Raw genomic sequence first — 23743 nt, 5'->3', positions numbered from 1 at the left:
ATGGCTTGATAATGCGGTCGATCTCAACGTGGGAAATCTCCTTGCATTCGCTGGTCCTGGTAAACCCGGAAAGACGGCTGCCGGCGCGCTTTGAACTTGGCGTGCTCGTCTGCGCATTTTTGCTCGCAGCGCTGATCTTCTATCTCGATACCTATACCGACATTCACAGCGCGCTTGCCACGCTCTATGTCATCACCTTGCTTCTGTCGGCAGAAACCCTGACAGAAAAAGGAACGATGCTGGTGACCGGTATCTGTATCAGTCTGGCGGCAGTCTCGTATCTTGCAGCTCATGGGCTGCAAACCGACCTCGCCGCAACCCTACGCCTGGCGGTCGCGGTTGCTGCAATGTTGATCACCTGCGCCTTGATCATCCGCAATCAGCGCGCGCGCCTCAATCTTGTGAAATTCAATGCCGCCCTGCAGAGCAGCGAAGAGCGCTACCGTACGATTTTCGAGCAAAGCCGCGTTGCACTTTGGGAGCGCGACTATTCGCAGGTCCGCGCAATGCTGATGGCGTTGAAAGCAAATGGTGTCAAAGACCTTGGTGCTCACGCTCGGGAGAACCCGGATTTTCTGGAGCGATGCATTGTCAGCGTCCCTACCGTTGCCGCCAACGCGGCGGCACTTGAATTGCTGGGTCATGTGGGCAACAACAATCCCGGCGCCATGCGCCGCTATATTGCCCAGGACGACGCCACCTTTCTCGATCTCATCGCGGCAATTTTCAACAACGAGACGCATTTCGAAGGCAAGGGCAGCATCATCACCAGCGATGGCACCAGCAAGTTTGTGCTGCTGACCGTTGGCTTTCCTGAAGATCCTGCCAATTTCAACCGTGTCATTGTCGGTATGTTCGACATTACGGAGCGGGAACTCGCCCAGAAAGCACTGTTCGAGGCCCAGGCGGAATTGGCATTGGCGTCGCGCGCGGCAACCGTCGGTGCGTTATCTGCCTCGCTCGCGCACGAACTCAATCAGCCGCTCGGCGCCTTGGTGGTCAACGCCCAGACCCTGCAGCGCTGGCTGGATCGCGACCCGCCGGATCTGGCAGCCGTTTCCCGCTCAGCTGAGCGCATCGCTCGTGACAGCCAGCGTGCCAGCGACATCATTCAGAGCGCACGATCAATGCTTGGTAACCGCCCGCCCGATATCGAGCCGGTTTCGCTGGCCGATCTCGTCACGGAGACACGCGCGCTGATGGAGAGCGAGCTTGTCAGAAACGGGGTCATTGTTGAAATAGCTGAAGCAAGCGATGTGCCCACCGTCAACGCTGTGCGGATAGAGCTGCAGCAAGTCTTGATCAACCTGATCACCAATTCGCTTCACGCCATGGCCGAAACCCCGGAAGCGATCCGGCGGATATCGGTAACGATCGAGCCTGGGGATGATCAAAGCGTGATCATCAAGGTTCTCGACACAGGTCCCGGGCTCAGTCCGGACGTTCTCAAAAACCTGTTCAAACCATTCTGCACGACCAAACCAACCGGGCTTGGCATGGGCCTTGCCATCTGCCGCAGCATGCTCGAAGCCCGCGGCGGCACGCTGTCTGCCGGCAATCACACCGATGGTGGCGCATTGTTCGAAATGATCGTCCCGATGGAGGCAACCCATGAATGATGCGAGAAAGTCCGCCAAACCGCCGAACGGCGATACGCCGGTTGTCTACGTCGTCGATGACGATACTGCGATACGCGAGGCTTTGGTCGATCTGTTCCTGTCAATTCGAACAGAAGCAAAATCCTTTGAAAGCGCCCAGGACCTGCTCGAAAATGCCGATCTGGACCGACCTGGCTGCATTCTTCTCGACGTTCGCCTGCCCGGTGCGAACGGCCTTGATTTTCAGCTCCACCTGGAAAAACTCGGCAACCGAATGCCTATCATCTTCATGACGGGTCACGGTGATATACCAATGACAGTCCGTGCCATGAAAGCAGGCGCCATCGACTTCCTGACCAAACCTTTTCGGGACCAGGACATCCTCGACGCCGTCTCGGTTGCTTTTCAGAAAGATCGGGAAATGCGCCAGCAATCTGCTGCAAATGGCGCCGTCGTGGAGCTGGCCAAGACATTGACCCGCCGCGAGCATGAGGTCATGACGGCTGTCGTGCAAGGCCTGATGAACAAGCAGATTGCGTTCAACCTCGGGATCAGCGAGATCACGGTCAAGCTGCATCGCGGCAATGTCATGCGCAAAATGGAGGCGCGCTCCGTAGCCGAACTGGTGCGCAAGGCGGAACTGCTGGGCCTTTGAGGCCAAAACCTAGACCCTTGTATGGTGCAATGTTGTGTCTCGATGGCGCATATAGAAGCCAGTTGATTTTAAGAGGCAAGGCCCAATCAAATTGTCCAGAACACCTGTCATAGCCATCGTTGACGACGATCGGTCGATCCGCGAAGCCCTTGACGATCTCGTTTTGTCCTGCGGTTACGAGAGCCGGCTGTTTTCGTCTGCGGAAGACTTTCTGGCCCGCGGTGATCGCGTCGCGATCGACTGCATGCTGGTCGATGTTAAAATGCCAGGCTTGAGCGGCATCCAGATGCAGGACGTGTTAAACTCGCGTGGTGATCATAAGCCGCCGATGATCTTCATGACATCCTATTGCGACGAGCGAACGAGAGCAGCGGCAATGGATGGCGGTGCATTCGCATTCCTTGGGAAGCCAGTCGATTTCAACCAGCTTATACTGTGTCTTGAAGAAGCACTGAAGCACTGAAATTTCCAACACGTTCAGGAGTGGAACCATGTCTGATCAATGCTCGCACCTGCCGACGATCCGATCGGTCAAGCCCATGACGCTTGGCTGCGAGGAATGTCTCGAAACTGGCCAGATATGGCTTCATTTGAGGCTCTGCCGCGAATGTGGTCATGTCGGCTGCTGCGATCAGTCCCCCGGCCGCCACGCGACCGCGCATTTCCACACCACCCGCCACCCCATCATCGAGGGCTATGACCCGCCGGAAGGCTGGGGCTGGTGTTATGTGGACGAAACCATGGTGGACCTGCCTGATCAGACACCGCAACGCGGGCCGATACCGCGATATTACTGAACTTCGCCGAAAAATCGGCGGTGACCTGCGGACGACATTTCCAGCTGGAGGTAACAGATGGCAGATCTCAGCGCGCGCCTGGACCAGATGTTTCCGGTGCTCAACCCCCATCAGGTCGAGACGGCCAAGCGTTTTGCCAGCGGCGAGCCAAAAGATTTCGCCCGTGGTGACTTCGTCTACAAGGTAGGAGACCACGCAGCGCCCGCCTGGCTGGTGCTGAAGGGATCGATGGACGTGTTTCGCCACGAAGGTCTTTCCGGCGAGGCGCCGATCACGACGCATGGAGCAGGCCAGTTGTCTGGCGAAGTCAACCAGCTGTCGGGTCGACCGACACTTGCCGGGGCCCGCGCCGGGTCCGAGGGCTGCACGGCCATTCCCTTTGATGCCGCCCATTTGCGGGCCTTGGTGATCGGATCGGCCGATGTCGGCGAAATCATCATGCGCGCCTTCATCCTGCGCCGCGTCGGTCTGATCGATGCAGGCGCAGGTTCTGTTCTGATTGGAACCGCTGGCAATGCCGCGCTCTCGCGCCTGCAAGGATTTCTAGCCCGCAATGCCTTTCCCCACATCGTGCTTGATGCTGCCATGGAGGGTGAAGGTAAGGCGCTGATCGAACGTCTGGGTATTCTCGCCTCCGACCTTCCGCTAATGGTCTGCCCCAACGGCACCGTGCTCAAGAAACCGACCGATGCGGAGGCCGCAGCATGTCTCGGCATGACGCCGGACCTCAAGCCCGGAAAGCTCTATGACGTCGCTGTTGTCGGCGCTGGACCGGCGGGCCTTGCCACCGCCGTCTATGCCGCTTCGGAAGGGCTCGACGTCCTTGTCATCGACGAACACTCGATTGGGGGGCAGGCCGGCGCTTCGTCTCGGATCGAAAACTATCTCGGCTTCCCGACGGGCATATCCGGACAGGCGCTGGCGGGACGTGCCTACAATCAGGCCCTCAAGTTCGGGGCGGAAATGGTTCTTCCCGTCGCTGTCAAAAATCTGATCCCTCCGAAAGATGACGCCGGTGTGCTGGCGCTCGAACTCGACGGTGGAAAATCGGTGACGGCCCGCAGTGTCGTCATCGCATCCGGCGCTCGCTACAGGCGACCGGACATCACCAACATTGACGGTTTCGAGGGCAACGGCGTTTCCTATTGGGCCTCGCCGATCGAGGCAAAACTTTGCGCCGGCGAAGAGATCGTCCTGGTTGGCGGCGGCAATTCGGCAGGCCAGGCCATCGTCTTTCTGGCGCCTCAGGTCAAGACACTTCATCTGGTCGTGCGGCGCGCACTCGAAGATACGATGTCGCAATATCTGATCGACCGTATCAAGGCCCTGCCGAACGTCCAACTGCACATGCATTGCGAAGTGGACGCGATCAATGGCGATAACGCCACTGGCATTTCCTCCGCAAGACTGCGCAACCGCCTGGATGGAAGCGTGAACACCTTACCGCTTCATCATCTCTTCCTTTTTATCGGCGCGGATCCGAACGCTGGCTGGATCAGCAGCCGGGTGCAAACCGACGACAAGGGCTTCATCGTCACTGGGCAATCCTTCGATGAGCATTGTCGTTTTTCCCGCAAGCCATTGCCTCTCGAAACCAGCCTGCCAAATGTCTTTGCCATCGGGGATGTCCGTGCCGGATCGACCAAGCGGGTCGCGGCAGCAGTTGGGGAAGGTGCCGCCGTCGTCTCGCAAATCCACGCCGCACTAAGCCTGATGAAGCCCCCAAACTGAAGCATCCGACCTTTCTCAAAATTAAAAACCCGCTGGCAGAAGCCAGCGGGTTAAAAATATCGTTCTTGAGTACCGTGACAGACAGCCGGTCGATACTCAGATAGCCGACGCACCGAGTTGCCTGCCATAAGCAACGATTTCTCGGCCAACCGCGATGCGATCGTCCTCGAACCGCTGCAAGGCACTGGGAAGGTCAACCTCGGACTCCAGGCTGTTGCTCAACGCCATGACATCGCCCGCTGCCTTCGACACGCCCATCGCGGTGTGCGGACGCGCGACAAAGGCGGCGTCGCCGATGAGGACGACCGAACGGCCCGTCATGCGGGGCGACTCGTAGTCGAAAATGCCCTGGATAGAGGGGCTTGGCTCCGCCTCGACCGCCTGGGCGAATTGCGGCGGAAGCATCTGCAGCGCATCGACGCGCAACGCCTCCAGACGGTCGCTCGACAAGCCATCACGCGGCAGCGAAAATGCATGCGTTCGCCCATCCAGATCGGTGAACGTGTGGGCAAGTTCGCTTGCTGGCACTTTGCGATACCAGACCCAGTTATATCGGCGATTGCCGATGTCCATTTCGCCCTTCGAGCCCGGGACAAGATAACCGAGCGCATGTACGCCAGGCCTGACATGAAAGGCAAACCGGTCGAGAAGCAGATTTGCTGCCGTTGGAAGCCTCGTTTCCAGGATCAATCCACGCCATGCGACATAGCCGGAATAGCGGTTTTGAGTGTCTCCGGGATTGACCGCTGCGCGCACCACCGAACCAAGGCCATCGGCACCGATAACCAGATCGGCATTCACCCGCGTGCCGTCACCAAAAATCAGCTCCGCGCCACTCTCGCCATCCAGCACTTTGACGACATCCCGACCCAACACATAGCTTCCTGAAGCGATGCGGGAAGCGACAGTTTCGAACAGATAGTCCCAGGAGATCTGGGTCTGGGGCGCCTTAATGGTCTGGGCGATACGGCCGTCCTGATCGAGATAGATGCGTTCCTTAGCCACCACGCCGATACGGGCGACATGCTCGCAGCCAATCAGCCGGAGAATGTGCAGCAGGTCCCTCTGACCGACGAGGCCAGCTCCCCGACCTGCAAGACCGCTCTTCGATCGCTCGTAGATGCGAACATCGTGGCCAGCCTGTTGTAACATGATGCCAGCGAAGAGGCCGGCAAGAGAACCGCCGACGATTCCTATACGTAGCTTTTCCATCGTTCCGCCCTCAGTTTCCGACAACCGTCAGCGAATGCCGGCGATGATGAAATATTTTAACCGCGAAGGCTGCGAGGCCAAACGCCGCGCCGAGAAGGCTGACGTCAAGCCAGCCGCCCTGGCCCCAGGCCAGTGTCGCCATCGCCGAACCTGTGGCACCCCCCAGAAACATTCCAGTCATGAAGACCGTGTTGAGACGGCTACGCGCATCGGCATCCAGGGCATAAATGATGTGCTGGTTAGAAATCAGCGCGCTCTGTATGCCGAAATCAAGTACGATGACGCCTACAACCAAGGAAGCGATCGATGCCCAGAGGCCGAAGATAAGCCAGGCGGCGATCGTCAATCCGGCGCCCATCCAGACCACGAAATGCGGTCCCCGTCTGTCGGCAACAACTCCTGCCAGAGGCGCTGCAAAAATGCCTACCGCACCGACGATCCCAAACAGACCCGCGACATCCGCACCGAGCTGAAATTCTGGCCCCGCCAGATAGAGAGCGAGGATGGTCCAGAAGGCCGTGAACGACGCGAACAGAAACGCCTCGATGATAGTCGCTGCCCTCAAGGCCGGGTGGCGTTTCCATAGCTGGCCGAGCGACCGGAGCGCCTGATGATATCGCAAAGTCGAGGTTGGCCGATGATGCGGCAGGACCGCAAACATGAGGCCCGCGGCGAGCAGGGCGAGCGGTACGCCGATCCAGAACATTTCCCGCCAGCCAGCGTGTTCGCCCACAAAGCCCGACAGGGTGCGGCTGAACAATATGCCCGACAATACGCCTGCCATGACGGTGCCGATTGTGGCGCCGCGCTTTTCCGGCGCGGCCAGCGATGCCGCAAAGGGCACGATCTGCTGGGCGACTGTCGAGCATGCTCCAACCATGACCGATGCTGCAACCAGCATCCAGGCCGTCGGCGCCAGTGCAGCCAGCGCGAGCGCGGCGGCAAGCACCACGAATTGCCCGATGATCATCCGGCGGCGATTAACGAGGTCGCCGAGCGGCAGTAAAAGGAACAACCCCAGTGCGTAACCGAGTTGCGTTGCGGTGGGCACCATGCCGGTAACTGGCTGCCGACTGAAATCGGCCTCGATAAGCCCAAGCATCGGCTGATTGTAGTAGATGTTTGCGACGGCAATACCGCCCGCGACGGCCATGGCCAGAAGCGCCACTTCTCCGATCGCATCATTGTGGGTGGCGCTTGCCGCCCCGGCTTGCATCTGTCCTGTCTTTTCCATGATACTGTTCCACCGCCAGTCTTGATCTGGGCAAAATATGCTCAATCTCGTTGGCCGCACATTCGATAGACGTCTACCTGGACCTATACATCGGTCTAGGTTCGTACTGATGCGTTCGATGCTAGATTTATTGAAACACGCTGAAGGGAGACTGTGATGAGCGAGAAGCGGCCGGATGGGATAGAGCATTATACAGCGCCAGCAGGTGGCTGGGGCGCACTAAAAGCCGTCGCCAAAACCCTTGCTCACCAGCAGATCATCGCCGAGGGCGCGGCGACATTGTTAAAGGCAAACCAGCCCGAAGGCTTCGATTGTCCTGGCTGCGCCTGGCCCGATCCGAAGCACACAAGTTCGTTTGAGTTCTGCGAGAACGGAGCAAAAGCGATCACCTGGGAATCGACGGCCAAGCGGGTTGGCCCCGATTTCTTTGCCGCTCATTCGGTGACTGATCTCTGGCAATGGACCGACCACAAGCTTGAAGATCAGGGGCGCCTGACGCATCCGCTGATCTATGATCATGCCAGTGACCGCTACGTGCCGATCGAATGGGATGCCGCATTCGCGCGTATTGCCTCGGAGTTGAACGCCCTTCCCAGCCCTCATATGGCCGAGTTCTACACGTCCGGTCGTGCCTCCAACGAAGCGGCGTTTCTCTTTCAGCTCTTCGTTCGCGCCTATGGCACCAACAATTTCCCCGACTGTTCCAACATGTGCCACGAAGCCACCAGCGTCGGTCTGCCCCTGTCGATCGGTGTCGGCAAGGGCACTGTAACGCTGGAGGATTTCGATCATGCCGACGCGATCTTTTCGTTCGGGCACAATCCCGGCACCAACCATCCGCGCATGATGACGACATTACATGAGGCCTCCCGCAGGGGTGTGCCGATCGTCGTCTTTAATCCACTCAAGGAGCGGGCGCTGGAGCGGTTTGCAGCCCCCCAGGATCCGATCGAAATGGCGACGATGTCATCCACGCCGATCGCATCTGCCTATCATCAGGTTCGTACCGGCGGCGATCTTGCCGCACTCAAGGGCATGATGAAGCGCATCTTCGAGCGCGACGCGGCCGATATCGAAGCTGGCGGACCCGGCGTCATCGACCGCGATTTCATCGCGGCGCATACGATTGGCCTCGAAGCCCTGCAAGCCGATGTAGATCAGACGCAATGGCCGGAGATTATCGAGAAATCCGGCCTCTCACTGGAAGCACTCGATAGCGCCGTGGATGTCTACCTCAAGGCGAAAAACGTCATTCTCTGTTATGGCATGGGCATCACACAGCATGCCCATGGCACGGCCAATGTGCAGCAACTCGCCAATTTCCTGATGCTGCGCGGCAATATAGGCCGGCCAGGCGCCGGTATCTGTCCCCTGCGCGGCCATTCCAACGTTCAGGGCGACCGAACCGTCGGCATCACTGAAATTCCCAATGAGGCTCTTCTTGCTGGCATGGAGAAAGCCTTCGGTTTCCGCCCGTCTGGTGAAAAGGGCCATAATGCCGTGGAGGCAATCGAGGCCATCATTGAGGGCAGGTCGAAAGCGTTGGTGTGTCTTGGTGGCAATCTTGCTGTCGCCATGTCCGATCCTGAAGCGACGTTCGCGGGCATGCGGAAACTCGATATGGCCGTTCATCTTGCGACAAAGCTCAATCGCTCGCATCTGCTGCTGGCAAAGACATCGATCCTCCTGCCGGTTCTGGGCCGAACGGATCTGGATATTCAGGCGACAGGGCGCCAATCCGTCACGGTAGAGGATTCCATGTCGATGGTGCACGCGTCGCGCGGTTTCCTCAAACCGCCAAGCGATGAGTTGCGCTCGGAACCCTGGATCGTTGCCGGCATGGCCAAGGCGACGCTAGGTAACCGGCACGACATCGACTGGGACGGCATGGCCGGCGACTATGAGCAGATCCGCGACAAGATCGAAATCGTCTTTCCCGATTTTCATGATTTCAATACGCGCGTGAAAACGCCCGGAGGCTTCCGGCTCACGGTCGCGGCTTCTGATCGTGTGTGGAATACGCCGTCCGGCAAGGCCGAATTTCTCGTCGCACCGGGACTTGATGAGGACACACGCTTGCACGACCCCGAAGCCCTTGTGCTGACCACCTTGCGCAGTCATGACCAGTACAACACCACCATATACAGCCTCGACGACCGCTACCGTGGTGTCTACGGCCGCCGCGACGTCATCTTCATGAACCAGCGGGACCTTGAAACGCGGGGACTAAGAGACGGAGACCTCATCGATGTCGAAGCAATTTGCGGGAGTGGCGCCAAAACCGCTACCGGATTTACCGCCGTTGCCTACAATATTCCGCCCGGCTCGGTAGCAGGTTATTACCCCGAAATGAACCAGGTCATTGCGCTCGCAGACTACGACAGGAAATCCGGGACCCCAGCATATAAGGGCGTTCCAGTGAGGATACGCCGATCCACGTAGCCGAGTTTGATTTTACCAAACAATCCGGGCCAGCTTCCCAGAAACAGAAGCTTCGTTGCAGCCAGCGACAAGATATCGGCGGCGAAGGACGGAAAATTAGGTAGTCCATACGACGTGTTCCTTGTGTTGAGCGCATTATTAATGATAAGCGTCAGCAATACTCTCAATCCATGATGATATCCAACATCATGGAGACGGCGCCGTCGAAAGGGTTCGGACATGCGGATCACCAAGGAAAAGAAGCAGGAAAATCATGAACGGATTGTTGCGATTGCATCCGGGATGTTTCGCGAACGAGGGTTCGATGGCGTTGGCGTGGCTGACCTGATGGAGGGTGCGGGCCTGACCCATGGTGGATTTTACAACCACTTCGTCTCGAAGGAGGCGCTCATAGCAGAAGCATCCGCCAAAGGGTTTTCCGAAACGTTGGCACGCTATGCCGGGTATGATTTGGGCGAGATGATCGACGCCTACATCTCGCGGACGCATCGTGATGCGCGTGGCCAAGGCTGCACGGCCGCCGCACTGAGCGGGGAAGCAGCGCGGCTGCCAAACGAAACCAGAGCTGTTTTCGGCGAAGGCATCGAGCACCTTGTTGACGCACTGGAGAGCAATCTTGCGGCGAACCAGCCCGCCGGCTCAAATGCCCGCACGCAAGCCATCAGCATTATGGCGCAAGCTGTCGGGGCCATCGTGCTATCGCGGGCCTGCCCGGACGCATCGGCCCTGGCGGATGAAATTCTCGATATTTGCCGCGCAGATTGCCGGGCTTCTGTCGAAAATGGCGGGCGGGAGCAATAGGGCCGCAGCCAAGCGACCCCATCTCCTGCAAAATACGAACTCAGTCTGCGACCTTCACAACGACCTTGCCCCTGGCGCGCCCGGTCTCGACATGGGCCAAGGCCTCCGCCGTCTGAGCAAAGGGAAATACCTTGTCCACGACCGGACGGATCACGCCGGCGTCGATCAGCTTGGCGATCTGGGCAAGTTGTTGCCCTTCCGCGCGCATAAACAGGAAGGAATACAAGACGCCCCGGCTTTTCGCCTTCTTCAGCACGCCCCGGCTCAGCATCCGTACCACCAAGCGCAGGAACAGGTTCAGCCCCAGAGATCTGGCAAAGGGAACATCCGGCGGCCCCGAGATCGATATCAACCGACCCCCCGGTTTCAGAACATTCAGCGACTTGGCCAACGTCTTGGCATCCTGACTGTTCAGCACCAGATCATAACCGGATAGCACCTGTTCGAAATCCTGCGTCCTGTAGTCGATCACCACATCGGCGCCGAGGCTTTTGACCAGGTCAATATTCGCGGCACTGGTCGTGGTGGCCACCGTGGCGCCGAGATGCTTGGCAAGCTGGATGGCAAAGGTCCCAACCCCACCGGAACCAGCCTGAATGAACACTTTCTGGCCGGGCTTGACCTTGCCGACCTCCACCAGCGCCTGCCAGGCGGTCAGTCCAACCAGCGGTATCGATGCGGCCTGCTCCATCGAAAGGCTCGCGGGCTTCAGCGCTACATCGGCGGCGTCAATTGCGATGAACTCTGCAAAGGTACCGGCTCGGTGATCCCTCGGACGGGCGTAAACCTCGTCCCCAGCCTTGAATTGCCGCACATTCGAGCCCACGCTTACAACCGTTCCGGCTAGATCGTGACCCAGAATAAAGGGCGGGCGATAGGGCAGGAACAGCTTGAACTCGCCGTCCCTTACCTTGGAATCCAGAAGGTTGATCGCCGTGGCCTGAATGCGAACCAGAACATCATTCGCGCCCATCCGGGGCTCGGGCATGTCTGCCAGACGCAAGGCGCCCTTCTTTTTGTATTTGTCGACGACGAAGGCTTTCACGGACGTTCTCCAGTGTAAAAATATTATCGGCTCAGATGGCTAAAAAAGCCAAGGCTTTCAGCGCGAACTGAGCATGTTGTTGGAAGGCCCTGCCGTGGCCGTCATTCTCGCTCACGCGATGTTGAATTGCTTGCGCAAGGTTCGATCAAACAGCGCGCGCGGCAGGAAACGCCGGGCAAACGAGGTCTGCCGGGCCGCCTTGCCGGAGGGGTAGCGCAACCGCGGCGCCTTGTCCTGCGCCGCCATCAGGATGGTGGCCGCAACATCATCCGCCGTGTCGCCGGTCGCCATGGCCAAGTCAAACGCCGTGCGGTATCTGGCCAGTGTCTGGCCATAGGCTGCAACCGGACGGTCGCCTTGCGGAGAATTGGCCTCGATCGAGGTTTTCGTTGCCCAAGGCTCGATCACGGCGACACGGATGCCGAACTGGCGAACCTCATGGTCCAGCGATTCCGAATAGCCCTCAATGGCGTGCTTGCTGGCCGAGTAATAGGCTCCAAAAGGACCGGGTATTAAGCCCAGGACAGAGCCGATGTTCAATATCCTGCCATAGCCCTGTTGGCGCATCATCGGCAACACGGCATTGGTCACCCGAACGACACCCAGAAAATTGGTTTCGAACAGCGAACGAACCTGATCCACCGAGCTATCTTCGGCCGCCCCGGACAGGGCGTAACCGGCATTGTTGACCAGAAGGTCGATACGGCCAAGTTCCTGATGTGCCAGCGCCACGGCATCCGAGACAGACAAATCGGAAGTCACGTCACAAGCAATCATCCGAATGCCATCACGTATCTCGCCAGGTGCGGCCTTACGACTCGTGCCAATCACCCGGTAGCCTGCCCGGGCCAGAGCCGTGGCGGCCGCCTTGCCAATCCCACTGGAAGCCCCGGTCACAAAGGCGGTCTTCTGTCTTTTAGTAGCAAACGTCGCCATAGCGTCTTTCTCTCTTTTCGGTATCACCATGGATTGCCGCCAAGGCATATGGTTTTACGACACTAATTTTATGATGATTGCCGTCATCATTGATGATTTTTAATGATATATATCATCATTAAAGTCAAGCGTGACTTTCATGTGGTGAGGGAAAGGGTAACCCTTCAGGGTCGGGACCCGGCACCAATCCGCAAAGGATCAGGCACAGCACACTGATTTGATGGGGCCGCACCAGCGAGCGACCCCAAAAGTAGTCAACGCCCGGCAGCTGCCGCCAAAGAGGGGTAATCGATATAACCCGCAGCACCGCCACCGTAGAGCGTAGCCGGGTTTATCTCTGCCAACGGCGCATCGCTTTTCAATCGCTCAACCAAATCGGGATTGGCAATGAACGGCCGGCCGAAGGCGATCAGATCCGCCAGGCCCTCGGTAAGATGCGAAGTCGCCAGTTCGAGGTCATAGCCGTTGTTGGCGATATAGGTCTTGCTGAAGCGACGGCGCAATGATCCGAAGTCGAATGGCGCGACATCGCGCGGCCCACCTGTGGCACCCTCGACGACATGAATGTACACGATGCCAAGGGCTTCGAGCTGATCGACGATGTAATCGAACTGCGCCTGCGGATCAGTACTCGAAATGCCATTGGCGGGCGAGACCGGCGAGATGCGGATGCCGGTGCGTGCAGCGCCGATTTCCTGGACAACCGCGGCCGTGACTTCCAGCATGAGGCGCGCACGGTTTTCGACAGAGCCGCCATAGGCGTCTGTGCGAACATTGGCACCGTCCTTGGCGAACTGATCAAGCAGATAGCCGTTGGCCCCGTGGATCTCGACACCATCGAAACCAGCCTCGATGGCGTTGGCTGCTGCCTGACGGAAATCCTTGACGATTCCAGGAAGCTCTTCCAGTTCAAGGGCACGGGGTTGCGAAACGTCCACGAAGGCGTTGTTGACGAACGTCTTTGTCTCGGCGCGGATGGCTGAAGGGGCAACCGGCGCTGCGCCGTTCGGCTGGAGATCAACATGGCTGATGCGACCGACGTGCCAGAGCTGGAGGAATATATGGCCACCCTTCTCGTGGACCGCACTGGTGACCTTGCGCCAGCCTTCGATCTGCGCCTGGGTATAGATACCGGGCGTATCCTGGTATCCCTGCCCCTGCTGTGATATTTGCGTGGCCTCGGAAATGATGAGCCCGGCAGAAGCACGCTGGCCGTAATATTCAGCCGTCAGGTCACCTGCGACAAAGCCCGAACCGGCGCGATTGCGCGTCAGGGGCGCCATGACGATCCGGTTGGAAAGCGTCAAGGAGCCGAGCGTATAGGGTTCGAAAAGCGTCTTTTTAGTCATGATTTACCTATGTGTTGCCGCCGCAGCGGTATGGGTTGCGCGGTCTGCTCAAGCGACGGTGCGGTACCGTTCGGCTGGCAGCGCATTGCCGAAGTTGGCCAGCATGGTCTTGCGCGCAGCTTCAAAGGCTTCCCACTGACCGGCATCGGGAAGCGGCGGGATGGTCACCGGCTCGCGACGGTCGAAGCCGACCAGAGCCGCATCCACAAGATCGCCCACCTCCATGACGTTGTTCAGTGCGTTGACGTCGGCGCCGACATGGTCCCAGATTTCGGTTCGTGTCGTGGCGGGAAGAACAGCCTGAACGTAGACGCCCTTCGGTCCAAGCTCGAGGCTAAGCCCCTGAGACAGGAAGAGGACAAAGGCCTTGGTTGCGCCGTAGACCGTCATGCTGAACTCCGGCGCCAGACCAACCACGGAGCCGATGTTGACGATTGCGCCCTCACCTTTCTTGACGAGTCGAGGAGCAATTGCGCTGGCAAGGCGAACGAGTGCAGTCGAGTTGAGTGCAACAAGCCGGGCCATGTCGTCGGTGCTCTGATCGATGAACGTTCCACCGATGGCCGTTCCGGCATTGTTGACGAGGATGCCGATGCTGTCATCGTCGCGCAGTCTCGTCTCTACTTTCGCAACATCGGCGAGTTGCGTGAGATCCGCCTGGACGATGTCTATGGCAACGCCGGTTTCCTGTCGCAGACGGCTTGCAACGGCCTCCATTCGCGCCACGTCACGGGCGACCAGCACGAGATCGTGGCCGCGCCGCGCAAACCGATCGGCATAGGTTGCACCAATACCGGTGGAAGCGCCGGTGATGAGGACTGCAGGATTTGTGCTCATAGGATTGCTCTTTTCTGTGATGGAACCTATATTCATGACGATCATCATGATTGGATTTAAATATGATAGCCATCATGTAAATGTCAACGACCATGTTGGGAGAATTGTGAAAATGAAGGTCAGCCGAGAACAGATGGCGGAAAACCGTCGCCGGATTCTGGATGTCGCCAGCCGGCTGTTTCGCGACAAGGGGTTCGATGCCGTCAGCGTTGCGGAGGTGATGAAGGCAGCCGGTCTTACTCACGGCGGCTTTTATGGACATTTCAGTTCAAAAGACGATCTGGTCGCGGAGACCCTTGCCCATGCCCTTGCTTCAGATAGCGTCGGAGGAGGCAACTTCAGCGATTTCGTCAAATCCTATCTTGCGCCTCGCCATCGCGACAACGCTGCCGGTGGCTGCCCAACCGCCGGTCTCGCTGCAGCAATTCGCCACCAGACGCCGCCGGCGCGCTCCGCCATGACAGAAGGCCTTCGCGCACAGATCAGCCGGATCGAAAAGGCACTCCCGCAACTGGACCCGGCAGATCGCCGACGCACAGCGATAGGAAGCTGGGCGGCCATGGTTGGGGCAGTCATACTCGCCCGGGCAATCGACGATCCGGAACTATCGGACGAGATTCTGGAACAGACGCACGCATGGATCGATAACAGCGTCGGTTAGTCCGCAAAGAACGACGACGCGTACCGGCATAACCTCCCACGGAAGCTTCATCCAAATGCGATTGGAGGTTCTGCGTTTTTCAACATTCCAGTTGGCGCGGTGTGGGCAATCGGTAGCAAAGCAAAGCTTTGATCTCGCGCAGCATTGGAGCCGGGCGCAGTGATGATCCCGGCATAGGTGCCGGGATCTTGTCTCCGTGTTACTAGTCCAGGCGGAAGATCGGTCCGGATGTGGACGAGATGGAAAATCCCAGCCTTTCAACGGTGCTCGGCCAGATGGTGTGCGGCCCCGCATTGTTGCGGCTCCTGCTGCCCTTGAACGCCGCCGTCACATCACGCTTCAGGTTTGAGCCGGCACGCATGGACGCCCCTACTCTGCCGCGAGCGCCAGTGGCTGCCCTACGTGCTCGACCGTCTCTTTTTCGGCACCTGCCTTGGGTGGCTTGATCCGGAACCAGACAGCATAGAGGGCCGGAAGGAAGAGCAGGATCATCACCGTGCCTGCTGCCGTTCCACCGATCAGGGTATAGGCCATCGACCCCCAGAATACTGAGTGGGTCAGAGGTATGAACGCCAGGATCGCCGCGAGAGCCGTCAGGATCACGGGTCGTGTCCGCTGCACTGTCGCTTCGATAACGGCATGATAATCATCGAGCCCTGCCGCCTTGTTCTCCTTGATTTGCTCTGTCAGGATAAGCGTGTTGCGCATCAGGATACCCGCCAGTCCGATCAAGCCGAGAATGGCGTTGAAGCCGAAAGGCTGATTGAACAGGAGCAGGGTCGGAACCACCCCGGCAAGACCAAGCGGCGCTGTCAGCATCACCATTGTCATTGTCGAGAGACTGCGAACCTGCAGAATGATGACGATCAGCATGGCAGCAATCATCACCGGGAAAACCTGAGCGAGTGCCGTATTCGCCTTGAGAGACTCCTCGATGTTGCCGCCCATCTCGATACGATATCCAACGGGAAGCGACGCGATGAGTGGCTGCAGAGCTTTCATAACCTGCTGGGAAACCTCCGGAGGCTGCGTCGCCTCGTTGATATCAGACCTGATCGTGATGACAGGCGTGCGGTCACGACGCTTCAGGATAGGTTCTTCAAACCGGATTTCGGAGTGCCCGAGTTGATCCAGCGGAACCTGACGGCCATCCCTGCTCATTAGAGAGAAGTCGGCAAGACGTGACGGATCGAGGCGGTTTTCGCCAGCACTGCGAGCGACGACGGGCACGTTGCGGATATTGTCGCGCACCTGCGTAACTGGGATGCCGGAGAGCAGCATCTGCAACTGCTGGGCTGCCTCCGATGGAGAAAGACCAATCAGATTGAGCCGCTCCTGGTCGGGCACAAATCGCAGAACGGGTGTTCGGTTGCCCCAGTCACGGTTGGCTTGGCGAACATCGGGTATAGTCTTCATGATCGCCAGAGCCTGCTCAGAAATCCTATAGAGTTCATCCTGATCGGGACCCATGATCCGGAACTCGACCGGGAACGGCGTGTAAGGACCAAACACAAGCTGGGTGACGCGGACGGACGCTTCAGGAACAAGACCCTCCGAAATAGCTGCACGAAGGCGATGCTTCAGTTCTTCACGAGCGTGGGCATCGGGTGTGAGCACGACGACCTTGGCGAAGGCAGGATCAGGTAGTTCCGGTGCCATGGCAAAGAAGAACCGGGGTGCGCCCTGCCCTACGTAGGACGTGACGATATTGGTCTCACGCTGAGTTTGCAGCCAGTCCTCGACTTTCTTCACCGCAGATGTCGTCGCCTCAATGCTCGTGCCCTCGGGCATGCGCACCTCGACCAGCACCTCAGGCCGATCCGATGTCGGGAAAAACTGTTGTTTCACGCCGCCCATTCCAACGACCGAAACGGCCATGGAAATGCCGACCACGGCGCAGACCATGAACTTATGGCGGACAGCGAACTCGATGAAGGAGCGCAGACGGCGGTAATTCGGCGTGTCATAGATGGCGTGATGACCGCCCTCGACCGGCTTGATGTTGGGCAACATCTTCACACCGAGATAGGGCGTGAAGGTGACGGCGACGATCCAGGATACTATGAGCGCAAAGCCCACCACCCAGAAGATGTTGCCGGCATATTCGCCTGCGGTCGACTTGGCAAAACCCACGGGCATCAGTCCGATGATCGTGACCAGCGTGCCGGACAGCATCGGCGCTGCCGTATGGCTCCAGGCATAGGCGGCCGCCTTGATGCGGTCCATGCCCTCCTCCATCTTCACCACCATCACTTCGATGGCAATGATGGCATCGTCAACTAGAAGGCCAAGCGCGAGGATCAAAGCGCCAAGCGTGATGCGGTCGAAGAAGCGCCCGGTCTCCAGCATGATGAGAAAGACCACCGCAAGGGTGAGTGGCACAGCAAGTGCGACAACAATGCCAACGCGCCAGCCAAGTGCCACCAGACTGACAAACAGAACCACGCCAAGCGCCATCGCGAACTTGAGCATGAACTCGCCGACGGCTTCATCGATGTTGACGGCTTGGTCGCTGACTTTGGTAAGCGTCATCCCCAGCGGCAACGTTTGCGCAATGGCGGCAGAGCGAGCCTCAAGCGCCTTGCCGAGATCAAGACCGTTCCATCCCGCCTGCATCACCGCACCCAGCATGATTGTCGGTTCACCCTCGTGGCGGATGATATACGTGGCGGGATCCTGATAACCGCGTCGCACCTCTGCAAGATCGGAGAGCTTCAGGGTTCGTCCAGCAGCAACGATCGGCGTGTCGGCAATCGCCTGCACACTGTTGTAAGCTCCGTCGAAGCGGATAAAGACCTGTGGGCCTCGTGTGTCGATTGAACCCGCAGGCGTGACCGTGTTCTGTCGCTGCAACGCAGAAGCGATATCCTGCGCGGATATGCCGAGTGTCGCGAGCTTCGCATAGGAGAACTCGACGAAAATCTGCTCGGGGCGCTCGCCGACGATGTTGATTTTCTTGACGCCAGGCACGTGCAGGAGGTCCTGGCGGATGACTTCCGCTTGCCGAACGAGATCGCGCATCGGCATTCCTTTTGCCTTCAGGGCATAGAGGCCGAAACTCACGTCAGAATATTCGTCGTTGACGAATGGGCCCATGACGCCCGGGGGGAGATTGCGGGCTTCGTCGCCAAGCTTCTTGCGCGCCTGATAGAACTCTTCAGCAACCGCACTTGCCGGCGTGTTATCCTTGAGGGTGACTGTCAGGAAAGCGTAACCTGGCCTCGTTGTGGTCTCGACGCGGTCGTACCAGGTTAGTTCCTGAATACGTTTCTCAAGCGGCTCGGCGACGAGGTCCTGCATTTCTCGCGCTGTTGCACCCGGCCAGACTGACGTGACCGTCAATGTCTTGATGGTGAAGGACGGATCCTCGGCGCGCCCCAGCTTGACGAAAGCGTAGACGCCGGCTGCGGCCAGCAGCACGATAAAGAACAGGGTGATGGCGCGTTCGCGAACCGCGATGGCTGACAGGTTGAAGCGCATTAGTTTTTCACCTCTTGGCTCGAGGCAATCCTGACGGTCGCACCATCGTCGAGAAGATGCGCGCCGAGGGCAACGACCTGCTCCCCGGTGCCGATCCCCGTGACAAATGCCGTCTCCTCGCCAATCTGCTGAACTTTAATCGGGGTGAACTTCACCTTTGACGTTGTGCCGTCGACGATCCACACACCTGTGCGATTACCGTCGTCCAGAATGGCGCCGACGGGGATGGTGACTTCCGACTGGCGTTCGGCATCCGGTGTTCTGATTGTTACAGTGGCGCCAAGCGGTGCTGAGGCCGCATCACCCTCAAGAATGTAGCGCGCTTCATAGGTTCTCGTTTGAGGATCAGCCGAATCGGAGATCTGTCGCAGTCTGGCGTTTCCACTAAGCCCGTCGCTTCCATAAACACTGGCCTGTGCTTCCGATCCCACCTTAGGTCGCAGTGTCTCAGGCAGCCAGACGACCGCCTCGCGAGGGCCCGCCTCTGCAAGTTGAACAACCGTCTGGCCGGCGGCGACCACTTGTCCCGGATCACCGAGAGTTTCGACGACCGTTCCATCCGAGTCAGCAACAAGAGTGGTGTAGGTTGCCGCATTCTCGGCAACCTCCGCTTCGGCCTCGGCCGCCGCAAGCTGTGCTGTCGCTGTATCGAGAGCCGCCTTTGCCTGTTCATAACGCTGGGGCGTGGCCGCGAGGCCATTCTTGACCAGTGCCGCATAGCGCTTCTCATCGGCTTGCGCCTGAAGCAGAATAGCACGCGCTGATATGACCGAATTCCGCTTTGCTGTCAGTGCAAGCTGAAGATCGGTCTCATCAATGCGCATCAGCGGTTGGCCCTGTTTGACCTGCTGACCGACATCGACCAGCCGCTCCACGATTTTACCGGGAACGCGAAATCCGAGATTGCTTTGAACGCGCGATGCGACCGTCCCGGTGAATGACCGATCGGCCCTGCCGGTCCTTTTCGCCTCCGCAATCCTTACCAGTGGTGAAGCCGTCCTTGGGTCTGCGGCCTCGGCTTCCCGTTTTGGGGTTTCAGAAACGAGGAAAAAGGCGGCGGCCCCAGCCGCTGCGACAAGACCCACGACAGTCAGGACATGTTTGCGTTTCATTGTAAGTTCTCTTCTTGACCAGCGGTGCAAATGATTTAGATTGCGATCTAAATCTATGTGCGATATAAATGTCAAACGAAATCTAACCGGAGGTCGATATGAGAGTGAGCCGGGCACAAGCCGAGGAAAATCGGGAGACGGTGATCAACGTTGCCAGCCGTCTGTTTCGCGAGCACGGATTCGATGGCATTGGCCTGAAAGATTTGATGAAGGGTGCAGGACTCACTCAAGGCGGGTTCTACAAGCAGTTTGCATCGAAGGACGATCTTGCAGCCCAGGCTTCAAGGCGCGCGATGGAAAGCGCTACACGCAGATGGTCTGAAGCGGCTGCGGACAGTTCCGATCCTCTAGAAGCAGTGATGGCGTTCTATCTGTCCAAGGACCACCGTGGAGAAAAGGCAGAAGGTTGCCCCCTGGTGGCACTGGGGTCGGACGCTACTCGGCAGAGTGAAGAAGTCAGGCGTCCATTCGAGGATGGGATACGCGCTCACTTCGAGGTGCTCAATGAACTGCTTGATGACACCAGAAGCTCCAATCCCAGCGGCAAGGCGATGGCGATCCTGTCTCTCATGGTCGGCGCCGTCACCCTGTCGCGGATCATGGAAGACGAGAATACGTCTCAAGGAATCCTCGACGCAGCGGCGGAGGAAATCAGGCGCATCGCAGGCGCTGATCATGCGGCCTGAGGATCGCGCTCGGTAGCTAGGGAAAACAAAAGCCAAACGCAGTCGCCGCGTCGGGTTCGGGCGGATGCGATTTAGGCACTGAAGAAACTGCATATCCGGAGAACAGGCCCTGACCGCACCGTCGGTCGGGATGCCGAAGGCATGCCAATTTAAACGAAGAACAGGTGTAAAACATGCGTCGTATCGTTGTCACAGGAATGGGAGCTGTCAGTCCCCTTGGAGCGAATGTCGGTATCTCCTGGTCGCGCCTGCTCGCGGGTCGAAGTGGCATTCGACGGCTGGGTGACGACGTGGTGGCGGACCTTCCATCGAAAATCGGGGGCATTGTCCCCTCATTGATGGAAGATCCCGAGGGCGGCTTCGATCCCGACACCATTGTGGCTCCGAAGGACCAACGCAAGGTCGACCGTTTTATCATATTTGCACTGGCAGCCGCGGAAGAAGCGCTTGCACAAGCAAACTGGAAGCCGACCTCGAATGAGGAACGGCTGAGGACCGCGACGATTATCGCGTCCGGTATCGGCGGCTTTCCTGCGATAACCGAAGCGGTCCGCACCGTCGATCAACGCGGTGTCCGTCGCCTTTCGCCCTTCACCATACCGTCGTTTCTGGTCAATCTCGCAGCCGGGCATGTCTCAATCCGTCATGGCTTCAAAGGCCCTCTCGGTGCACCGGTAACCGCGTGCGCCGCCGGCGTTCAGGCAATTGGCGATGCTGCGAGGCTTATTCGGTCAAATGAAGCCGAAATTGCGATATGCGGCGGAACAGAAGCCTGCATGAACATCGTTAGCCTCGGAGGTTTTGCAGCCGCCAGATCTCTGTCGACTGCTTTCAACGAAACGCCGGACAAGGCATCGCGCCCCTTCGACACATCACGCGATGGCTTTGTCATGGGCGAAGGAGCGGGCATGCTTGTCATTGAATCCCTGAGCCATGCACTTGCTCGCGGCGCTACACCAATTGCCGAACTTGTCGGCTACGGCACGACAGCCGACGCTCATCACATCACGTCAGGACCAGAAGACGGGAATGGTGCCAAAAGAGCCATGGAGATCGCCATTGCGCAGGCAGGCATTTCCCCCCGCGAAATTGGTCATCTGAATGCCCACGCCACCTCGACCCCGGTCGGAGACCTCGGCGAAATCAGGGCCATCAAAAGTATCTTTGGTTCCGAGAAGACTGTCGCTGTCAGCGGGACGAAGTCAGCGACAGGACACCTACTTGGCGCGGCTGGAGGATTGGAAGCAATCTTCACCATTCTGGCACTCCAGCACCAGATTGCGCCGCCAACTCTCAACCTGAATGCTCCGGATCCGGAAGCCGAAGGCATCGATTTTGTGGCGAACCACGCGCGCCAATTAGACGCTGAATTCGCAATATCCAATGGTTTCGGTTTTGGTGGTGTCAATGCGAGCGCAGTGTTCCGGCGGTGGCCGAAGGCAAACGGCGCTGGCTGAGGGTCACCGTCGCGCCACCACACTCTGAAACTGTTTCGCTTGGGACTTGAACGTCAATGAACCAAACCTTGGGCACGACACCGGACATACTGCACCTCAAACCGAGGATTGCCATTATAGGCGTCGGCGGCGGTGGTGGTAATGCGGTCAACAACATGATGGCGCAGAAGCTGCAAGGGGTAGAATTCATTGCAGCAAACACCGATGCACAAGCTCTCTCCATGTCTAAAGCCCCACGAGTTGTTCAACTCGGCCTGATCGCGACTGGCGGGCTTGGGGCCGGATCACTCGCCGAGATCGGACAAGCGGCGGCCGAAGAAACGATCGACGAAATCATGGACCATCTGACCGGGATGCATATGTGTTTCGTGACCGCGGGCATGGGGGGCGGCACTGGAACGGGCGCCGCGCCTGTTATAGCTCGAGCTGCGCGGAAGGCCGGAATACTGACGGTCGGCGTGGTAACCATGCCATTCGCATTTGAGGGCATACATCGAATGCGAATGGCCCAACACGGGGTAGAGTGTCTAGCCGAAAGCGCGGATGCCGTGATCGTGATCCCAAATCAGAACCTTTTCCGGGTGGCAGATGCCACAACGACGTTTGCTGAGGCTTTCGAAATGGCGGATCGGGTTCTTTATGCAGGCGTAAGCTCCGTCGTCGATCTGATTGTCAGGGAAGGGCTTATCAATCTCGATTTCGCCGACCTAAGGTCAGTGATGCGCGGTATGGGCCGAGCTGTGATGGGCACGGGAGAAGCGGCAGGCGAAGGCCGTGCAAGAGCTGCCGCCGAAGCAGCGATTGCTAATCCGCTTTTTGACGACACATCGGTCAAAGGTGCCAAAGGGCTCCTCGTCTCGATTTCCGGTGGACCGGACATGACGCTGTTCGATGTGGACGAAGCGGCCACGCGCGTGCGCGAAGAGGTCGACGCTAACGCCGATGTCGTGATCGGCGCGACGTTCGACGATGCGCTTGCGGGTCGACTGAAAGTGTCCGTTGTCGCGAGCGGATTGCGACAACCGGCAGAGGTGATCTTTCTTGCGGAGCGCACGGGGTGAGCCTGCTCCTTTGCACCCTCGAGCGAGCATGTCCTTGCAGACTTGAGAGTGCCTGCGTGTCTGCTACCGCCCGGCCCAAGATAGGGCGACATAGAAAATTCCAGTGAAATCGATCGAGAGAAAACAGCACATGCTGAAGCACTTCTTAGAAAAATGGCGTCTATGGGAAGAAGCATTCCTCGGTATCGATGATTTGCAGGGGGACTATCTCTTCTCCTTGGAAAAGCGCGTGGCTCGGCTCGAGGCAGCTACGGAGGCGTTAGATAGAAAACGGCTGCCTGCGACCTTGCCCGAATCTGCCGAAACAACGCCACGTCGGTGACGCGGAAACCCTGATCACAGAGTGAATGCCGCTCTGAGCGCTTGAAGTGCTTGTTCCGGCTCGTGTTTTACAAAGGCCTAGGTGCACGCTATCAGAGCCCCACGTGGCTATACCGCCAGCAATTCATTTGCGGTATCCAAGGCCCTAAACGCAAGGTGCCCTCCGGGATGGGAGGGCTTTGTTGTTGATAGTCTTGAATATATTGGTTGCGGGGGCAGGATTTGAACCTGCGGCCTTCAGGTTATGAGCCTGACGAGCTACCGGGCTGCTCCACCCCGCGTTACCAGCGTAAATCCCTATTGGATTTATCGCGACCAGCGTAAATCC

At 58.4% G+C, this 23743-nt stretch carries 21 protein-coding genes and 1 tRNA gene; 12 read left to right on the top strand and 10 right to left on the bottom strand.

Going from position 1 to position 23743, the window contains the following annotated elements; genetic code table 11:
- Window positions 1-41 precede the first annotated feature (41 nt).
- From F617_RS0122535 to F617_RS0122515, 5 genes are all read left to right on the top strand, one after another.
- Window positions 42-1619 carry an ATP-binding protein gene (locus F617_RS0122535; RefSeq protein WP_019566815.1) on the top strand — a complete coding sequence of 526 codons (1578 nt, stop codon included), beginning with the start codon at window positions 42-44 and terminating at the stop codon, window positions 1617-1619.
- Entirely contained in the window at window positions 1612-2253 is a 642-nt protein-coding gene (locus F617_RS0122530) for a response regulator transcription factor (RefSeq protein WP_013762159.1), read from the top strand. The genes F617_RS0122535 and F617_RS0122530 overlap by 8 nt, the downstream gene beginning before the upstream one ends.
- Window positions 2254-2344: 91 nt before the next feature.
- Window positions 2345-2716 (top strand): response regulator transcription factor, encoded by a 372-nt coding sequence (locus F617_RS0122525; RefSeq protein WP_019566814.1) that lies wholly within the window; start codon window positions 2345-2347, stop codon window positions 2714-2716.
- Between the two features lie 28 nt (window positions 2717-2744).
- On the top strand, window positions 2745-3050 hold the full coding sequence (locus F617_RS0122520) for a UBP-type zinc finger domain-containing protein (RefSeq protein ID WP_003519260.1): 306 nt from the start codon (window positions 2745-2747) through the stop codon (window positions 3048-3050).
- Between the two features lie 57 nt (window positions 3051-3107).
- On the top strand, window positions 3108-4781 hold the full coding sequence (locus tag F617_RS0122515) for an FAD-dependent oxidoreductase (protein WP_019566813.1): 1674 nt from the start codon (window positions 3108-3110) through the stop codon (window positions 4779-4781).
- Between the two features lie 96 nt (window positions 4782-4877).
- Here F617_RS0122515 and F617_RS0122510 read toward each other — a convergent pair whose 3' ends face one another.
- Window positions 4878-5993, bottom strand: coding sequence for an FAD-dependent monooxygenase (locus tag F617_RS0122510; RefSeq protein WP_019566812.1), 1116 nt, complete (start codon window positions 5991-5993; stop codon window positions 4878-4880).
- Window positions 5994-6003: 10 nt separating this feature from the next.
- Complete coding sequence (locus F617_RS0122505) at window positions 6004-7227, bottom strand: MFS transporter (RefSeq protein ID WP_019566811.1); 1224 nt, start codon at window positions 7225-7227, stop codon at window positions 6004-6006.
- Window positions 7228-7383: 156 nt separating this feature from the next.
- Here F617_RS0122505 and F617_RS0122500 point away from each other — a divergent pair, with 156 nt between their 5' ends.
- The gene (locus F617_RS0122500) at window positions 7384-9669 is read left to right on the top strand and encodes an FdhF/YdeP family oxidoreductase (RefSeq protein WP_019566810.1); all 2286 of its coding nucleotides are present in this window, start codon (window positions 7384-7386) and stop codon (window positions 9667-9669) included.
- Window positions 9670-9888: 219 nt separating this feature from the next.
- Window positions 9889-10470 carry a TetR/AcrR family transcriptional regulator gene (locus tag F617_RS0122495; protein WP_019566809.1) on the top strand — a complete coding sequence of 194 codons (582 nt, stop codon included), beginning with the start codon at window positions 9889-9891 and terminating at the stop codon, window positions 10468-10470.
- 40 nt (window positions 10471-10510) lie between these two features.
- Here the strand turns inward: F617_RS0122495 and F617_RS0122490 are convergent, their stop codons facing one another.
- The 4 genes from F617_RS0122490 to F617_RS0122475 form a co-directional block, all read right to left on the bottom strand.
- Window positions 10511-11515, bottom strand: coding sequence for an NADP-dependent oxidoreductase (locus F617_RS0122490; RefSeq protein ID WP_019566808.1), 1005 nt, complete (start codon window positions 11513-11515; stop codon window positions 10511-10513).
- Between the two features lie 111 nt (window positions 11516-11626).
- The gene (locus F617_RS0122485; protein WP_019566807.1) at window positions 11627-12451 is read right to left on the bottom strand and encodes an oxidoreductase; all 825 of its coding nucleotides are present in this window, start codon (window positions 12449-12451) and stop codon (window positions 11627-11629) included.
- A gap of 254 nt (window positions 12452-12705) precedes the next feature.
- A complete protein-coding gene (locus F617_RS0122480) occupies window positions 12706-13800 on the bottom strand; it encodes an alkene reductase (protein WP_019566806.1) in 1095 nt (364 codons plus the stop codon).
- A 48-nt stretch (window positions 13801-13848) separates the two neighbouring features.
- Window positions 13849-14637 carry an SDR family oxidoreductase gene (locus F617_RS0122475; RefSeq protein WP_026331019.1) on the bottom strand — a complete coding sequence of 263 codons (789 nt, stop codon included), beginning with the start codon at window positions 14635-14637 and terminating at the stop codon, window positions 13849-13851.
- A 112-nt stretch (window positions 14638-14749) separates the two neighbouring features.
- Between F617_RS0122475 and F617_RS0122470 the strand changes: the two genes are divergently transcribed.
- Window positions 14750-15298 (top strand): TetR/AcrR family transcriptional regulator, encoded by a 549-nt coding sequence (locus tag F617_RS0122470; protein ID WP_019566804.1) that lies wholly within the window; start codon window positions 14750-14752, stop codon window positions 15296-15298.
- Between the two features lie 202 nt (window positions 15299-15500).
- Here F617_RS0122470 and F617_RS28465 read toward each other — a convergent pair whose 3' ends face one another.
- The 3 genes from F617_RS28465 to F617_RS0122455 are packed head-to-tail and all read right to left on the bottom strand — an operon-like array spanning window position 15501 to window position 19890.
- Window positions 15501-15659 (bottom strand): hypothetical protein, encoded by a 159-nt coding sequence (locus F617_RS28465; RefSeq protein WP_019566803.1) that lies wholly within the window; start codon window positions 15657-15659, stop codon window positions 15501-15503.
- Window positions 15660-15667: 8 nt separating this feature from the next.
- Window positions 15668-18778 (bottom strand): efflux RND transporter permease subunit, encoded by a 3111-nt coding sequence (locus F617_RS0122460; protein ID WP_019566802.1) that lies wholly within the window; start codon window positions 18776-18778, stop codon window positions 15668-15670.
- Window positions 18778-19890 (bottom strand): efflux RND transporter periplasmic adaptor subunit, encoded by a 1113-nt coding sequence (locus F617_RS0122455; RefSeq protein WP_019566801.1) that lies wholly within the window; start codon window positions 19888-19890, stop codon window positions 18778-18780. The genes F617_RS0122460 and F617_RS0122455 overlap by 1 nt, the downstream gene beginning before the upstream one ends.
- 98 nt (window positions 19891-19988) lie before the next feature.
- On the opposite strand from F617_RS0122455, the gene F617_RS0122450 reads away from it, so the two are divergent.
- From F617_RS0122450 to F617_RS0122435, 4 genes are all read left to right on the top strand, one after another.
- Window positions 19989-20576, top strand: coding sequence for a TetR/AcrR family transcriptional regulator (locus F617_RS0122450; protein WP_003519277.1), 588 nt, complete (start codon window positions 19989-19991; stop codon window positions 20574-20576).
- A 173-nt stretch (window positions 20577-20749) separates the two neighbouring features.
- Window positions 20750-22033: a beta-ketoacyl-ACP synthase II gene (gene fabF, locus F617_RS0122445; protein ID WP_025595181.1), complete on the top strand. Its 1284-nt coding sequence runs from the start codon at window positions 20750-20752 to the stop codon at window positions 22031-22033.
- 56 nt (window positions 22034-22089) lie between these two features.
- Window positions 22090-23094: a cell division protein FtsZ gene (ftsZ, locus tag F617_RS0122440; protein ID WP_019566800.1), complete on the top strand. Its 1005-nt coding sequence runs from the start codon at window positions 22090-22092 to the stop codon at window positions 23092-23094.
- 103 nt (window positions 23095-23197) lie between these two features.
- The gene (locus F617_RS0122435; protein ID WP_245260850.1) at window positions 23198-23416 is read left to right on the top strand and encodes a hypothetical protein; all 219 of its coding nucleotides are present in this window, start codon (window positions 23198-23200) and stop codon (window positions 23414-23416) included.
- 203 nt (window positions 23417-23619) lie between these two features.
- Here the strand turns inward: F617_RS0122435 and F617_RS0122430 are convergent.
- Window positions 23620-23696: transfer RNA gene (locus F617_RS0122430), tRNA-Met, on the bottom strand.
- Between the last annotated feature and the right edge of the window lie 47 nt (window positions 23697-23743).

The organism is Agrobacterium sp. 10MFCol1.1, from assembly GCF_000381165.1.
In the GTDB taxonomy this organism is placed as follows: Bacteria; Pseudomonadota; Alphaproteobacteria; order Rhizobiales; family Rhizobiaceae; genus Agrobacterium; species Agrobacterium tumefaciens.
This window is presented reverse-complemented; position numbering and strand designations above follow the sequence as displayed.